This window comes from Halomonas salipaludis (assembly GCF_002286975.1).
GTDB lineage: Bacteria > Pseudomonadota > Gammaproteobacteria > Pseudomonadales > Halomonadaceae > Franzmannia > Franzmannia salipaludis.
Window position 1 is genome coordinate 1 of record NZ_NSKB01000014.1, and the last position, 14,796, is coordinate 14,796.

Annotated in this window: 17 protein-coding genes and 1 pseudogene; 8 read left to right on the plus strand and 10 right to left on the minus strand. The window is 56.9% G+C overall.

Going from position 1 to position 14,796, the window contains the following annotated elements:
- Positions 1 to 181 (minus strand): annotated as a pseudogene (locus CK498_RS23875) (hypothetical protein); the annotation flags it as partial.
- Between the two features lie 134 nt (positions 182 to 315).
- Here CK498_RS23875 and CK498_RS23880 point away from each other — a divergent pair.
- From CK498_RS23880 to CK498_RS23895, 7 genes are all read left to right on the plus strand, one after another.
- Positions 316 to 630, plus strand: coding sequence for a helix-turn-helix domain-containing protein (locus tag CK498_RS23880; protein WP_176475893.1), 315 nt, complete (start codon positions 316 to 318; stop codon positions 628 to 630).
- Positions 631 to 696: 66 nt separating this feature from the next.
- Positions 697 to 1,116 carry a hypothetical protein gene (locus CK498_RS25975; RefSeq protein ID WP_141247003.1) on the plus strand — a complete coding sequence of 140 codons (420 nt, stop codon included), beginning with the start codon at positions 697 to 699 and terminating at the stop codon, positions 1,114 to 1,116.
- A 242-nt stretch (positions 1,117 to 1,358) separates the two neighbouring features.
- Complete coding sequence (locus tag CK498_RS23885) at positions 1,359 to 2,117, plus strand: hypothetical protein (protein ID WP_089686904.1); 759 nt, start codon at positions 1,359 to 1,361, stop codon at positions 2,115 to 2,117.
- A 16-nt stretch (positions 2,118 to 2,133) separates the two neighbouring features.
- Positions 2,134 to 2,298 carry a phage virion morphogenesis protein gene (locus CK498_RS26925; RefSeq protein ID WP_407645906.1) on the plus strand — a complete coding sequence of 55 codons (165 nt, stop codon included), beginning with the start codon at positions 2,134 to 2,136 and terminating at the stop codon, positions 2,296 to 2,298.
- Between the two features lie 31 nt (positions 2,299 to 2,329).
- Positions 2,330 to 2,476 (plus strand): phage virion morphogenesis protein, encoded by a 147-nt coding sequence (locus CK498_RS26930; RefSeq protein ID WP_176475894.1) that lies wholly within the window; start codon positions 2,330 to 2,332, stop codon positions 2,474 to 2,476.
- A 317-nt stretch (positions 2,477 to 2,793) separates the two neighbouring features.
- Positions 2,794 to 3,474, plus strand: a complete 681-nt coding sequence (locus tag CK498_RS23890) for a hypothetical protein (RefSeq protein WP_095623355.1) — start codon at positions 2,794 to 2,796, stop codon at positions 3,472 to 3,474.
- Complete coding sequence (locus tag CK498_RS23895) at positions 3,458 to 3,877, plus strand: PIN-like domain-containing protein (protein WP_089686901.1); 420 nt, start codon at positions 3,458 to 3,460, stop codon at positions 3,875 to 3,877. The genes CK498_RS23890 and CK498_RS23895 overlap by 17 nt, the downstream gene beginning before the upstream one ends.
- Before the next feature lie 17 nt (positions 3,878 to 3,894).
- Here the strand turns inward: CK498_RS23895 and CK498_RS23900 are convergent, their stop codons facing one another.
- The 5 genes from CK498_RS23900 to CK498_RS23920 are packed head-to-tail and all read right to left on the minus strand — an operon-like array spanning position 3,895 to position 8,698.
- Positions 3,895 to 5,442, minus strand: a complete 1,548-nt coding sequence (locus CK498_RS23900; RefSeq protein WP_095623356.1) for a conjugal transfer protein TraG N-terminal domain-containing protein — start codon at positions 5,440 to 5,442, stop codon at positions 3,895 to 3,897.
- The gene (locus CK498_RS23905) at positions 5,442 to 5,819 is read right to left on the minus strand and encodes a hypothetical protein (protein WP_141247004.1); all 378 of its coding nucleotides are present in this window, start codon (positions 5,817 to 5,819) and stop codon (positions 5,442 to 5,444) included. The genes CK498_RS23900 and CK498_RS23905 overlap by 1 nt, the downstream gene beginning before the upstream one ends.
- Positions 5,816 to 7,303: an integrating conjugative element protein gene (locus CK498_RS23910; RefSeq protein ID WP_095623358.1), complete on the minus strand. Its 1,488-nt coding sequence runs from the start codon at positions 7,301 to 7,303 to the stop codon at positions 5,816 to 5,818. The genes CK498_RS23905 and CK498_RS23910 overlap by 4 nt, the downstream gene beginning before the upstream one ends.
- Before the next feature lie 13 nt (positions 7,304 to 7,316).
- The gene (locus tag CK498_RS23915; protein WP_425485963.1) at positions 7,317 to 8,267 is read right to left on the minus strand and encodes a TIGR03756 family integrating conjugative element protein; all 951 of its coding nucleotides are present in this window, start codon (positions 8,265 to 8,267) and stop codon (positions 7,317 to 7,319) included.
- Positions 8,264 to 8,698 (minus strand): TIGR03757 family integrating conjugative element protein, encoded by a 435-nt coding sequence (locus CK498_RS23920; RefSeq protein ID WP_095623359.1) that lies wholly within the window; start codon positions 8,696 to 8,698, stop codon positions 8,264 to 8,266. Before CK498_RS23920 ends, CK498_RS23915 begins: the two co-directional genes overlap by 4 nt.
- A 234-nt stretch (positions 8,699 to 8,932) precedes the next feature.
- Here CK498_RS23920 and CK498_RS23925 point away from each other — a divergent pair, with 234 nt between their 5' ends.
- On the plus strand, positions 8,933 to 9,307 hold the full coding sequence (locus tag CK498_RS23925; RefSeq protein WP_095623360.1) for a histone-like nucleoid-structuring protein, MvaT/MvaU family: 375 nt from the start codon (positions 8,933 to 8,935) through the stop codon (positions 9,305 to 9,307).
- A 142-nt stretch (positions 9,308 to 9,449) separates the two neighbouring features.
- On the opposite strand, the gene CK498_RS23930 is transcribed toward CK498_RS23925, so the two are convergent.
- From CK498_RS23930 to CK498_RS23940, 4 genes are all read right to left on the minus strand, one after another.
- A complete protein-coding gene (locus CK498_RS23930) occupies positions 9,450 to 12,035 on the minus strand; it encodes an AAA family ATPase (protein ID WP_095623361.1) in 2,586 nt (861 codons plus the stop codon).
- 138 nt (positions 12,036 to 12,173) lie between these two features.
- The gene (locus CK498_RS25985; RefSeq protein ID WP_141247005.1) at positions 12,174 to 12,905 is read right to left on the minus strand and encodes a DUF2971 domain-containing protein; all 732 of its coding nucleotides are present in this window, start codon (positions 12,903 to 12,905) and stop codon (positions 12,174 to 12,176) included.
- Between the two features lie 143 nt (positions 12,906 to 13,048).
- The gene (locus CK498_RS23935) at positions 13,049 to 13,969 is read right to left on the minus strand and encodes a nucleotidyl transferase AbiEii/AbiGii toxin family protein (RefSeq protein ID WP_095623362.1); all 921 of its coding nucleotides are present in this window, start codon (positions 13,967 to 13,969) and stop codon (positions 13,049 to 13,051) included.
- Positions 13,959 to 14,738 (minus strand): type IV toxin-antitoxin system AbiEi family antitoxin domain-containing protein, encoded by a 780-nt coding sequence (locus CK498_RS23940; RefSeq protein WP_095623413.1) that lies wholly within the window; start codon positions 14,736 to 14,738, stop codon positions 13,959 to 13,961. The genes CK498_RS23935 and CK498_RS23940 overlap by 11 nt, the downstream gene beginning before the upstream one ends.
- Positions 14,739 to 14,796 lie beyond the last annotated feature (58 nt).

Below are 14,796 nucleotides of genomic sequence, written 5' to 3' on the forward strand. Positions count from 1 at the left end.
CCAGCGCCTCGACCACGCCGCTGTTGTCGAGGGCTTCACGCAGCAGCAAAGCGCCGCTGTCGCTGGTGGTGCGCTGGCCGCTCAGCTCAACACGGACAGAGCCGTTGCACGAGGGCGACCAGGTCGTTAGGGTTTCACCCATGGCGAGTGGTCCTCTTGAATCGTGTTCTGGCAGGAACATCCTGATTCTACAAGAGAAAACCACTTGCCATCTTCGTTTTCAGGTCGGCCTCATGAATAAGCCAGGCTGACGCCAGCCCAGCGCAAGACCCTGAAACAGCTGCTGGATGCGGAGCTCAACGCGAGGACATGACCATGGGCCGTAACATCTTTGACGAGCTCGTCGAGGGCTTCGATGCACTGGCAGATGAGCGCCAAGGCAAGCGCACGCTGCGCTCCCACTCCGTAGAGCTGGAGGAGGTTCCCGACGTCACAGCCAGCGAGCTCATCGAGCTACGAGAGCGGCTGCATATGTCTCGCCCGGTATTCGCTATGTACCTGCGCACCAACCCCAGGACGCTGGAGAACTGGGAGCAGGGCCGCGCCAAGCCCAACGCCCAGGCGAAGACCCTAATTCGTCTGGTTCAGAAATACCCCGAGACCATCGAGCATCTCGCATCCCTCAGCTGACCCCAGTGGAGCTTCCCCCATACTGGGTCTATGCTAGAGATCTGATGTATCCAGGGAGGGAAGCCCATGGCCCTGAAATCACTTCTGGCCCGAGCTGTCGCAGCTGGCAATAAGGCACATCAACAGAGCCAGCAGGACGGCTGGTCCGATGGATGGCACACCCGGGCGAGCACAGCGGAGTCGTTGCGCGTGCTGCGTGACTCCACCGCCGATGCGGCCAAGTCTACCGCCCATACCGCCACCACCCAAGAAGGATGGCGGCGGATTGCTCGTGGTGCCGGGAAAGTAGCCGGTGGTGCCGCCATGATGGCCGGTGGCGTGGCTCAGGGAGTTATGAGCGCCTCTGCTGGGAGCGAGTGCTCTCATGTCAGCGACCCATGGAATGCCAATACCAATGATCCCCGCACTGACCGCATAGTAGGGCTGTATTACGACCATACTGGCGCTCCCATTGATTGTCTCGGCAACCCTTTGTACGAAGACTAGATACCACCTCTCCTAACCGAGCAGGTGATCACCTTGATGGACTGCGGCGCCGATACCATCAGTGCGGCGCGCACTACATGCTCGCCTATCCCATCGAAGCCTGCCCGGCTCTTCTATAAGTTGCACATCAACTGCTCAGGCGATAACGGCTATCAGCTGGCCATCGAGTGGGGAAGCCCGGACGAGATTATCCCGTAGCGGCCATACTGGCGTGAAGACGAATTGATCTAGGAGCGTTCAGGATGAGCAAGGTGAAACTTTTCGGGCACATGTGGATTGCCCGCAACCTCACCGAGGTCGAGGTCAGGAAGTTATGCGGCTTTCTTACTCTCGGCCTCCGACACCTCGATGCCTACCAGTACAGCATGGAAGTCACGCCAGTCTATGAGTCAGCCATCTCCCGTATGGAAGTGCCTAGCTTGCCTATCGTGAAGATGGCACGACAGGATCACGTCAACAGCTTTTTCGAGGAAGGCAAACTTCAACTCGGCTCATTCGAATACTACAGCCGCCATGACCACGGTGAAGTCGGCGACAAGCTGGAAGGGGACGTCGTCCTGCTCGCCGAAAGGGAAAACTTCACCACTGCTGGGCGGTTCGCCGGAGGCTTCGACCACTACCTACTGTGCACGTACCGAGGAGATCCGGATCCCGAAACGCTGGCGAAATTCGAGTATGACAGCGGCTTTATCATCCGAGACCCAGCGGGCTTCGCCACTGCGATACAGCGAGCTCTAGGTGCACATGGCCATGAATATGCCAGCTGCGTGTATAGCCCTCACAAAGCGCTGCGTGGGAAAGTACAGCCAGGCTTCAGCATCGACCGCATCGATCACCGCACCATCGAGATGATCAGCTCCGCGCGACACTTCATCAAACCAGATCGATTCGCTCACCAGCGAGAGTTTCGCTTTACCTGGGGGATGCCTTACGACGTCAGCGAGCCATTTATCGTGACCTGTCCAGAAGCCGTCCAATATTGCGAGCGCCTGCCCTCATGAGTGACAGCTGGAGGCCCTGGAGCGATGGGTCGAGCCGCTGATTGAGAAGCTCAGCCCCACCGAGCCCCGCCATCTCGCCCGCCTGGAGGCCCACGACCTGCGTATCAGTCAGCTGGAGCGCATCAAGGCCCTGCAAAATCCCGACGGTAACACCTCCCTACCTGCCTCAAACCGCCCTTAGCGACCAGGCCCGCAGCATCCGCCAGCGCGCCATGTTCGCCAAGCGCCCCACCGCATGCTCCCTGAAAATGAAGGCCGGCCCCAATGCCACTGCGGTCGGCCGCGTGACGCGCATCGCATGCGGCCATCAGCTCGACCTGCGCAATCGCGTCGAGCCCGGCGGCCCCATGCCCAACTGAAGTGGCCCCCGCCCCCCTCTCCGGCTGGAAGCCCGAAATCGACGCCACTTCCTGGCTGATCACCGAGGTCACCCAAGATCTGGCCGACACCGCCATACTAACTCGCTGCGGTTTGAAGTTGTGATGGGATGAAAGGAGGCGGCAACCTCATGAAACGCAAGGTTTAATCAAGAAACTGCGGCCAAAATAGCTGATCTCCAAGGTTGATCTACCTATGCAGTGGGCCTATAGTCCACCACACTTAAAGACAGCATAAGACAGTAGAACGAACCGGCGATGCACCGGTCACAGGGCGAGAGGAACTCGGGGAGGGAGCCATGACGGCACTCGTTGGTATTGGGCTGTACAGCCCCAAGCAGGCAGAGAGGCTCATCGGAGTCGAAGCGGACAAGATCCGCCGCTGGCTGCTGCGCGATACCTCACCCCTCGGCCCGCTCTGGCACCCTGAGCCCGAAGCCCTGGGTGCCGAGGACACCCTCAGCTTCCGGGACCTTCTGGAAGTCCGAGCGGTGGCGCAGTTCCGCGAGTACGTCACCATGTCCGCGATTCGCGAAGCGCTCGCTAGCCTACGTGACTACCTCGAACGCGATTATCCGCTGACCCATCCTCGGCTTCTCACCGATGGCAAGGCGGTATTCCTGCGGCACCTTGAGGAGAACGGTATAGAAGCCCTGACCGACCTCGGCAAACGCCAGGCCGTCTTCCCCGACGTCATTTTCCCCTCTCTGCTGAAAGGTATCGAATTCGATGCCAGCGAGAATCCTGTCCGCTGGCATCCCGACCCCCAAGACCCTAGCATCGTGATCGACCCGAAGCTCGCCTTCGGCAAGCCGATCGTCCTCCCTTGCCACATGTCGACCCATGCCATCTACAGCGCCTTCCAGGCGGAAGATGGCGATGCCGAGGCCGTGGCAAGGAACTTCGAGATCTCACTGGATGAGGTGAATCGCGCCGTTAACTTTGAAAAAAGGATAGCGGCAGGTGCACTTCTTCATTGACGAAAACCTAAGCCACCGCATCGCCAACGCCCTTCATCACCTCGCTCAGCTGCGCACTGAAAAGCACAGCGTTGTTCATGCCCGCGAGTTCAATGCCCGTCCTGGTGTTCCTGATCAGGAGTGGCTGGAGCGCCTTCAGCAGGAAGGCAACTGGGTGATTCTCTCAAAGGATCGGTTCAAGAAAGGCGACCCAGAGCGGCTGGCTTTTGAGAACGCCGGACTGACCATCATCAACCTGGGAAAGGACTGGAGCCGGCGCAAGGTGTGGGATACGGCTATCCAGTTGATCCGATGGTGGCCGACTATTTCCAAGGAAGTCACCCAGACGAAAGGCCCCATGCTCTACGAGCTCCCCTGGGGGATGTCCGGCAAGCTCAAAGGCCGCAAGCTACCAAAACCTTAGTAAAGCCCCGACCATTCCTACCCCAGTTTCCCACCAGAGCCGCTCGCTTGGGTTTGGCTGCCACCCTTCTGCCCGGCACTTTGAGATGGAGATGTGGACTGGGTCACGCTCCGCCCCAAGGAGTCACCAACTTTCATCCCTGACCACCCCAGCACCGCCACCCACAGCGTCGGCAGCACCAGAAACATCATTCCCTCCACGAACTGCAGCACCATGCGGTCGTAGAGGTTATTGGCGGCGGAGAGCCAGCTCAGCTTGGCGGCGTCGCTGCGGTAGAGCAGATCCACCAGGTTGGCATTGATCCAGCGGGCGAGCTCCCACCAGAAGGTCAGGAACCACATGGCGAAGAGCCCGAAGGTGGCCATGCCGGCGACCTTGAAGCTGTAGCTGGAGATGACCATCACGAACGGCAGGCAGATGATGATGGCCATCACCAGGATACCCTGCACCATGGGGAGCGCCTGCTTGAGCATGTCCATGCCGGCCTGGAACGGCAGGATCGACAGGGTGCCACCAATGGCCGAGCCGGCGGTGACGGTGGCGTCCCAGAAGCTGCTGCCACCATCCAACCCACGAAAGCCCACCACGGCCTGATCCAGGTTGCCGCTGGCCGCGCCTGAGCGGGGGCTGACCAGACGACGGATCACATAGTCCTCAGCGTTACTGCTGGTGAAGATGCTGCGGAAGCTGTCCCAGAACCCGGGGTCTACCTCTTGGTGCAGACGGGCCCAGAGGCCAACGCTCTCGGCTGACCACCACTCCTGGCACGAGGGATAACCCGGCATACCGGGGCCGGTGTTGGGCCGGGAGACATCCCGACTGGCATCGTAGGGAAAGCCGGCGATGGGCCGTCCCGCGTAGAAGCTGTCGTAGTAGCCGGGCGTGGCCTGGAAGTAGTTGGAGCCGATCCAGTCCACGTCCATGGCACGTGTCGTCTCAATGGTCCCGCCCTCTTGCAGCAGCCGATTGCGCGCCGGACCGAAGCACTGACGCTGAAACTCGCCCACCTCCTGTTGCAGCCCCGGGTCTTCGATGCTGTGCAGATCCAGCTCCATACGGATCGACTCGAAATCGGTCGAACAGGGAATGGCGTGGACGGCCGCCGCAGTCACCCCATGTGAGACGGCATGCACGCCCGCCCACCACAGCGGCATCCTGGCCTGCTGGCCTCCGATGGAATTCTCGGTGGCTCCAAACGCCCCCTCGGACCAGCCGCCGGAGGCGAACTGGCGGGTGCCGCACTCCAGCGACCGGCTCTCGTCGATGTCGGCGGTGGCCAGCTGGACCTGCAGCAGCGGCAGGCAGGTGAAGGCGTAGGCCAGGATCATGGCGTAGAGCCGGGTCTCGATGCGGTTGACCGTGAGGATGCCCTTGGTCCCCGCCTCGTCGCCCTCCTGCCGGGCCTTGAACCACTCGGAGAGCACCAGGGTGATGAACGGCACCGCGGCGATGCCGGTGCCGACCATGACGTTCCAGATGGCGTTGTTGATGATCCAGCCCAGCAGCGTCATGGCGTTGGCGAAGTAGTCGAACACCACCAGCGGCGCGGTCAGCAGGCCTCCCATCAGGCACCTCCCAGCCGATTGATCAGGTTGGTGACCTCGATAAGGACCAGGATGCCCAGGGCCATCGCCTCGAGCCGCCGGAGCTTGGCGAGCGCCTGCCGCCCGTCGTCATAATCTCGGCGCAACCATGCCACCGCCCGGGGGCGCACCTTGCGCCACCAGACCAGAGCCAGTGCGGCGTAGAGATTCAGCCGCCAGGCCAGCAGCCACGGCCAGGCGGCCTGCCAGACGCTATGGTGGGCCTCGAGCCCACCCAGCAACCGCACGCTGATCACCAGAATGATCCCGCTGAGCAGGAACATGGCGATCAGCACCGCCAGGGCCAACAGTAGTGACGGCCAGCGGGTTGGCTTCATCCAGGAAAAGCGCCGTGTCATGAATCGCCGCCCTCCCCGTCGGCTGGGCGGCCGCGGCCGTCCAGCACTGCATCCGGCCGGAAAGTCTCGCCCTGAGAGGCTCCTTGTCCGCGACGGGAGGCTCGCTCCAACGCGATGCCGGCGGCGCTGTTACTCAGCGCCTGGCGGATCTCCATCTCGGAGCGCAGCGACTCGATATCGCGATCCAGGGCCACCAGCTTGCGATCCAGCGCCGACATGCCCTGCTCATTGTCAGCGACCCCCGGGTCACTGCTACCGGCCAGCAGCAGCCGACGCGCCCACAGCGCCTTGGTCAGCGTCCTGGCCAGGGCCATCTCACCGCTCAAGCGGTGAATCAGCAGTGAGGCCTCGGGGTCGGTGCGCAGCGACTCGATCACCCCACGGGAGACGGTCAGGCCGTCACCGGCGGAGACCTGGCGCAGGTTCTCCGGCGTCAGCGGCTCACTGCCGTCGACCAGCCTCAGGAGCTTGCCGTAGACCTCCTGCTGCTCACGCTCCAGCTCGCGCACCAGGCCACTACCAGCCTGAGTCTCGCTGCGCTCGCAGCCGTCGCAGGTGCGAATCGACTGCTCGCCGATCACCGTCTGGGTCCACTCGGCGGCCACTTCCGGGCTCTGCCAGACCGTGCACATGCCGCCCAGGCAGCTCCCTGTCCCACTGCCTGACCCTGAGCCGCTACCGCTCCCACCGGAAGCCCCGGCCAGCCCACCACCGCCGATCCAGGTGCCCTCGTTGGTGGCCACCGATCCCCAGCCGCCACCGCCTCCGACAATGGGGGCCGTGCTGGTGGTGTCGTCACGGCCGTGCAGCAGGTTGTAACCAGCGCGAGCGGTGTCCTGCACCACGCGAATCGGCGGCTGATCCTGCCCGCCGCGGCGCTGGCCCCCTACCCAGGTCACGCCCTGGTTTCCGCCTGACTGGTCGACCTGCTCCTGAGCCGCGACGACGTCGGCGTTGGACTGGGCCGCGCTCTGCCAGCTCTCGGCCGCAGCCATCTGCTGCCACCCCTGCCCGCTGACCATGTCGGCCATCCGCTCGGACATCTGGCGGCAGGACATGGAGGCGCGGTCGAAGTCGACCCGCCCCTGCAGCACGCCGTTGCTCAGGAGGTCATAGAGGCCCGGGTTGGCCCGCTGGATGACCATGGCGGGCAGCGAAGCCACGGCACCCTGAGCGTTCTGGACCACTGTGCCCATCAGATTCTGGAAGCCGTTGGTGACGCCGTTGAGCTGGTTAGAGACCGTGGCGCCGATATCGAAGTTGCCGCAGGTGGCATTCATGTTCCAGCTGATGCCGATTCCACGGCTGTTGGGGTTGTAGCCCCGTCCGGCGGAGACGCTGAAGGGGGAAGCGCCGCCGATCTGGTAATAGAGCGCATCGGCGGATTGCGCCTGAGCCTGGGCAGCATGGGTAGACAGCAGCCCCACCACCAGGGCACTGGCCAACGGCGCAAGGGCGAAGCGTCGTATACGAGTTCCTTTCATCGGCTTCTCTCCTTCAGGGGACTGCATACAGCAGGGTCTGGCCGCGACGCTTGCAGCAACGATAGGGGAGCCACAACGACCAGGCGTAGTCACCGCCGGTATCCAGGCGGTCACCGTAAGTGTCGGTGACTCCACGGTCCGGCCACACCCGACAGGATTTGCTCATGCCGGGCGTCAGGCGCTGCCAGCGATGAGTAGAGGGGTCACCCTCCTTGACCGGCCCGGGCGGCCAGTAGCCGTCGCGGCTTTCCGCCACCAGCGGCGTGTAGACGTGAGGCTGACCCGTGCGGGTGACGATGTCGGCAGAGCGCTGGGCAGTGGTCGCCGCGGTCTTGTAATCATGCACCTGGGTCAGGAAGCCGCTGCGCGGATAGACGTTGCCCCACAGGTCGCCGGGCTGGCCCAGCTCACGCATGCCGGGCGTGAGCGCCTCCGGGTAGAGCGACTCGGGAATCCCGCTGCGCCACGCCAGGGCGTCCAGGGTCGAGAGGTGGTAGGGCTGGAAGGGTGTCGCTGCCCCAGCGCACGACATGCCGAAGGCGCTGGCGAAGCTGCTGAAGGCACCGCCGGCCGGGTGTCCGATGGCGTCCACGTTCTTGAAGCGCAGGTGCTCGTGCCGAGCCCGGTTGGCATCCGAGGTGCTCTGCCCGCCGGCCAAGGCCTTACCCAAGGGTGGCGAGAGGGTGGCCACTTCCCACCAGGGGTTGTCGCCAGTGTTCTCGTAACTGGAGACCACCAACTCGGGGATGTAATGGCGCACCTGCACCGAGGTGCGTATCGAGCAGCCCGACCAGGAACAGTTGAGCCAGACGCAGATACCGATGACCTGATAGTCCAGGCATTGAGTAGAAATCGACGACGCCACAATCTCTGGTGTTGTTAGCGCCTGGGCGGGCCTCTCAATTACGCCCAGGCTCAGCACAGCGCCAATCAACAGAGCGCCCAAGGTCCTGTAGCGCATCATGGGCGGCTCTCCTGACTCAGCAGGCGATCGGCTTCGTTCAATGCCTGCGCGACGTCCGGCTGGCCGTAAATCACATGGCGACCATCGATCACCACGGCGGGCACTTTCTCGACACCCAGCTGCCAGGCCCTGGCCAGCCCGAGATAGCTATCGGCATAGCGGTCAGCAGTTTCCTGCCACGCGGGCGTGGTCATGCGCTCGCGCATCAAGGCTGCAGCAACGTCAGGATCTGCGGGCAACTGCTGAGACAGCAGGGCATCCAGTCGTCCAGGCACATCGAGTTCGATGACCGCTGCACCAGACGGCACATTGATCACCGGCTCTCCGGCGGTGGTAAAGACTTCGATGGCTGGCTCAGCGAGTACGGGGCCTACCAGGCAGGCAGATAGGCTAAAGGCAGCCAGCCAGCGGCGTGGGTGGTGTCTCTCCATGCGTGCCACTCCAATAGATCAAGGAACTGGCATAGCATTGCCAGGTACATCCAGAGAGACAGCAAGAAATGTTAATTCCGTTGAGAGGTGTTTTCTGGGGTCGTCACCAAAGGCCACCCCATCGGGTTATCAATATCGCAACCCAACTCATCATTTTAAATGACAAGAAACATTGAATCATTCCCTAACCACCACCATAATATTCCCCAACACTCACCCACCACGAGGAAGTTCATGTCCATTCTCAACACCTACATGCAGAAGGAACAGCAGCTCAAGCAGCTCCAGGAAGAGCTCGACAGGCTGAAGAACGACGACCGCCTGAAGACCGAGCTAGATTTCAAGAATCACCTCGAAGACCTGATGCGCGAGTTCGACAAGTCAGCCGCTGACGTCATCAAGCTTCTGGATCCAACGCATACCGCTGACAAGAGCTCCAGCAGCGCCAAGAGCACCGGCCGCGCCAAGCGCAAGCTGAAGATCTACAAGAACCCGAACACTGGCGAAGTCGTCGAGACCCGCGGCGGCAACCAGAAGACGCTGAAGGCGTGGAAGGAGGAGTACGGTGCCGAGACCGTAGAAAGCTGGCTCGTCAGGACTGAGGACTAATACTCTCGTAGCCGGCCTGCCAGTAGTTGGCAGGCCGGCTGCTTTCGGCCAGAAGCAGACGTTGCGATCACGCTGATATAACGCCTTGCTCACCGAAAAATTGGGAGCGCAGCGAGCAATTTGTTAAATGCATTCACCCCAACTAACTGCGTTTTCTTTTATTTTGCAGTTCCTCATTGAAATCGGAAAGACAGGCCAAATCGTCTTCGATCTCTTGAATTGTAGGAAATGGGTCTCCGACGGCAGGAGCACTATCATGGCCACGGAAGTACGTGCTACATCTACTCATTCCTTGTTCTACTCGATCAAAATCAGATTGACTTATATCATCAATTAACCGCCGCAATCTATTTGTTTGAACGGCCCTACCGAACCTAGTAACTACTTGATTCAATAGCTTTTCTTCAACCAGTCGTTCCCAAGCTTCTCTCAGATACCCATAAAAAGCATATGAAGCTTCACGGAACTCTCTTTCTGTGCCGTCTTCGCCAATCTTTCTAAGCTCACGAACTTTTTCTTGAAGTTGTTTAACTCTTTTACTTGTTGTCAAAGCATCCCAAGGAGGCGTTGAGCGGACTATGCCGGCTCGTTTTCTACTTCGCTCAAGGCATATCTCATTCAAACTAGGGCCATCTACTCTTTCAATTTCTTCCAGTAAAAGCTTATAGAAAACAATATCATGTGTTAGCACCACAACTTGCCTGTCTTTAGATTCTTCAACAAGTCTTTTGGCAACTCTGTGACTCCATTGGTGACTTAGAGAGTTCACCGGGTCATCAAATATGACAGCAGATTTCCTTCTGTCGGCTTTCATTTCAGCCAGAAAACAGGCAATGCTAATACATCTCTGTTCACCTTCACTTGCCACTTTAGAGACCAAGGGTTCTCGCCCATCCAATATCTCCAGCTTCATGAGTTGAGCGCCGGACTTCCCTCTAGTTCTAGGAGAAACCTTGAATCTACTGAAGCCAAATTTATCAAGTTCAGAATTAAAAGCTTTAACTAGAGGCACAACCACTTCTTGCTTGCAAATCTCTGAATTCTTGTCAGTAATTGGCCGCGACTTGCATTGCTCCTGAAGGTTTTCATATTTAGCCACTAGCTTATAACGTTCTATATTAGAAATTATTGAGGTTATGTTATCCCGAAACAGCTTCTTGTCGACTAACTCCTGTAGATCAGATTCCTTTCTTTTTATGATTTTATCGGAATCGTCATCTTCAGATATAGATGCGAGAGAAGCCTCAATATTACTTACGAGCTTGTTGATTTTCTCTAAAATTTCCGTCTCTTCGGGAGTTACTTTTTCTGGCAAAATCTCACCACAAAAAAGGCCCTTTCTCGACTCAAGATCTTCGAATAACTTTAAAATTTTTATTCGGAAATCATCAAAAATCTCATCCGCCAATGTGATAGCAGCGGCGTATGGAGTTAAATCAAATCGATAATCTCTAATATTTTTCTTTTTTGAATCCAGATGATTCTTACTAGCAGACGCAATTTTTACAGCGTCGCTCGCAAGAAACTCTACAAAGCCTGCCATTTTCTCAGACGAAAATTTACCAATCTCTTGTAAACATAGTGGGCATAACTCATTCTCTTGGAGTGGAAAAGAACCACCTTGATCCAGAGATATAATATAGCGCTCTGCGGAATCCCACATCAGCCGCCACTCATCGCCTCCAATATCTCTAACTGGTAAACCCGAAAACGTTTTTTCTTTTAAATCATCAGCTATTTCCTTCTTTTGCAGGCAATCTTGCTCATTTTCTTTTAAATCACTAAAAACTTTAACACTTACGACTGAAATAGATTTAGCAACAAACTCCTTCAGAGGGGTAAGCTGCCGTAGCTGGTTTGACAATTCTTTTCTTATCTGCTCTGGCGATTTTGATCTATAGGAATCTATCTCTTTTGTTAACAGTTCGATCCTTTCAATTTCCTCATCAGTCGCGGAGTATAATTCGACTTCTGATAGAACTGTGTTTCTGGACATGTGACTAACAAATCGTCCTGTTTTTGTATCTTGAAAAGAAGGCAGGCTAACAAAGCCATTTCCAGGCATGGTTTCCTCAGTAACGCGCCGACTAACGTAATCAACTGCTTCAGCCAAGTCCTCCAATACATGTAGCCCCGAAGGTTTATAGCCAAGTTCGTCCTCTTTTGTTACAAAATGCTCGGCAGCCTGGCTATCGAAAACTCTTATTGACTTTAGATTTGAGTTACTTTTAAATCTCAAATTCCATTCATTTGACTCTACATCTCCATCAACATTTATAGATATATTGGCGGAGCTTGGCTGATCTGATTTTTCAAACACATTTCCAAGTATTTCAGGAACACCCCCTCTTGAAAGGCAGGCGTGTTTTATTATTCTCGCGTATGAGGACTTTCCCGCCCCATTATCGCCGTAAACAACCGTCATTCCATTTTTTAAAAACGACAGAGTTTGATCGCCAGCTAAGGCCCCAACATTGGCTACGCTATCAATTTTATCCAGTGTTACTTCATTTATCTCGTCGCTTAACCCCGTCGTGTCAATTGGACCTTCGAAAAGTTTCGATATTTCTTCGTCCGAAATAATCTTGTGCTCAACCAAGGCTAGATTGTAAATTTCATCTAAGTGTTTATTGGATAATGCACCTTCGCTCAGGGACAATTTTACTGAATGTTGCCACCATGCGGGTTTATCCTTTATCCATCCTACGATTTTCTCTATTGGTAACATTGGCACTTTATCCCTAACCTAGTCCTCACGAGGCTTTTATCATTTTTGAAGGTTCTAATTTTCCGGGTTTAACGCCCGGCACACGTGCCTATTTGTAGACGAGTAGCGGCGGAGAAGCTGTCACTGTGCTGCCACTTGTTAGAATTTGTTGCCATACGCACCTCTCTCAACAGGAGCACTCAGCCCAAACTTAGCTGCAACAGATTTAACGGCCAAGACGAACCATTCTTGACTATCTGGATGTACTAGGACTTTCTCTATGGCTGCTGCTAAGTCCAAGTTGACTGTCACACCGAGGGGCGTCTCTTTCTCTGGCCTGTAGGCTGAGTATGTACTTAATAAAATTCTAGCTTCTTGCTCGAAACTGAAATGTGGACGCTTTATGAAGAACGGAGCGCTATAAGAAAGCTGACCTTTCACATCTTCAGGTCGAGAATACTGAACATTTCTCAGATAAAACTCTCTGCACCCCCTATCTATTGTGGATATGTTAGTCTTCAGCTTTTCCACTGTTGTTTGAATGGCGACTGTATTGCCTCCACGCCCATAGAGCTCCCACATCACCATATTTTCTTCGACATTTTTGTGCCAGCAACTTACGTAGGCGTTTCGGCACAGATATAACTGGAAGTCATCCGCATTTTTTATTGGCGAACCTTCTTTCTCTTCAAACCTTTCGTAAGCGCTTTGAATAGCATTTCTCATCTCGTCGGGAAAGCGCCCCTCGCTTTGGTCTTTGAACGTGTCAGACCTAGCAAGCCAAAGACTACACGAGTCTAGCAATGACACGAATTTTGCGAGATCCATATAGCGCCATAATTTCGTGTCACTAGACAAAGAATCTTCAACTTTGAGCGGTAGGTTGCGCAAATTATTTCCTCAGAATTCTAACAAGGATGAACGAACAGGCTGCCTTTTCCACCATGGCCGCTTTGGGTCGACAGCAGCCTTTGAGAAACATCTAATCAACCCTAGTTGTTCAGATAATGGTTTGTCCAGAACAGATGGCTCTTCTATGGCCTCAGACTGCTCAGAGCCTCGTTAAGCGCCCTCAGTGCTTGATTATTTTTCTTTTCCCCCATCTTACTTATATTCGCAAGCTTCCACATCACAGCGGGCAGCTGGCCAACACCCTGAACAGGGAATAACGACCAATCAGGCATACCTTTCTTGAACGAAAGTAAAAAGCGAACATCATTGTCGGTGATGAGCTGGCCCAGGCGTTCCAACAACCTATGGCGCACTTCTTCCAGCTGCTGCAGAGGAATATCAGTTCTGGCCATACCGACAAATTCCTTGCGGTAGACTGCTTCCAGCGGCTTCATTCGCGGGTTAATGATTTCGTTCATCGGCCTGGGGTGACCAAGCAGGTAGACCAAGAAGCCTTCAAAGATACTGCGATCCAGGCCACCTTGGTCCAGCAACAGCTTCACATCGAAAAGATCACGAGGGTGCTGGCGGTCCAGAGCGGCGCAGAGCTTGCCACCGTAGAGATCCGGCATCGACACAACCTGCACCGAGGCAAAGCCGTATTCGTCTTCCACCGTCTCGACCACATCGAGCCGCTGAGGCGGATGCACGGTGCCGCGAAGCACTGGCGAAACCTCGAGTGTCACCTGGCTGTGACCTCGGCGCACCAAGACTCTGAGTTCATCATGGCGGTTACCCTTGAGCTCGGCGTTCACCCCAGGGAGTTGAACACCGATGGCCTGTGCCAGTCGTTGTAAAGCCTGGCGACAACGGAGCAGTGTTACATCCCGAGGCTCCAGCGGCAGGTAGGCGAGGTCGATATCGACCGACAGACGCGGGAAGGGTTGGACGAAGAGGTTGATGGCCGTACCGCCTTTGAGCGCAAAGCACGGCTCGTCGTTGAGAAACGGCAGTAGCGCGACCAGCAGGCGCACCTGTTCGTGATAGCGGGGCTCAATGCTCATCCGTGAACGCCTCCGGGACCGTGACCTGGTATTCCTTGTCCAACCGCCCTCCCTTGCAGAGCTGCCGCTTGCCCTTCCCCAGGTCGAGGCTGTGGGTTTCAAGTCGATGGTACCAGGCGTGGCCGGCATGGCGAGCCAGTACCAGAAAAGCACGCTTGGTCTTCACTGAGCGGCACCCTGCCAGCAGCGCCTGTAGCCGGCGCGGGCGCAGCGTATTGAGCCCGGTGAAGGTATCCACCAGCTCGCTGCTGAACAGCAGCTCGTTGGGCGTGATGGCGATCCACTCGAGGATAGCGCGCTCCGGAGTCGAGACCCGAAGGGAAAATCCCACCCTAGGCGGGTTGTAGTCCGTGAAGCTGCCAGGCAGACCCATTGGCAGCCCCTTATCTCTGTGCAGAGCGATAGCTCCGGCCCAGTTGGCCTGACTCAGCCATAGCGGCAGCTGGGAGCGGGGCTCCGCCCCATACAGGTGAGTGGTGTCATGCCCGATGGGCAGATAGTGGACGAATCCCTGCAGGGAGAGGGCGGTCTGGCCGCCCGGCCAGAACGGCGGTGCAGCGGGGTCGCTGAGCGCCTGCAACGCAAAAATCCCGCTCTCCCAGGTCAGCGGGTCACCTGCCCGACAGTAGGCACCTCGCCCGAGGCGCCTTAGCCAGCCAGCCTCTGTGAGCTTAGCTGCATGGTTGGCGCTAATGCCGTGGGCCTCCAGCCACGCAGTGGTCACCACGGCGCCATGAGGGATCTTCTGCCACAGCTGGTTTATTTTCATCGTCATAGGTTGCCTAATCAGCCAACTATGGTGCTCATCTTAAACCATAGTGGTTTAA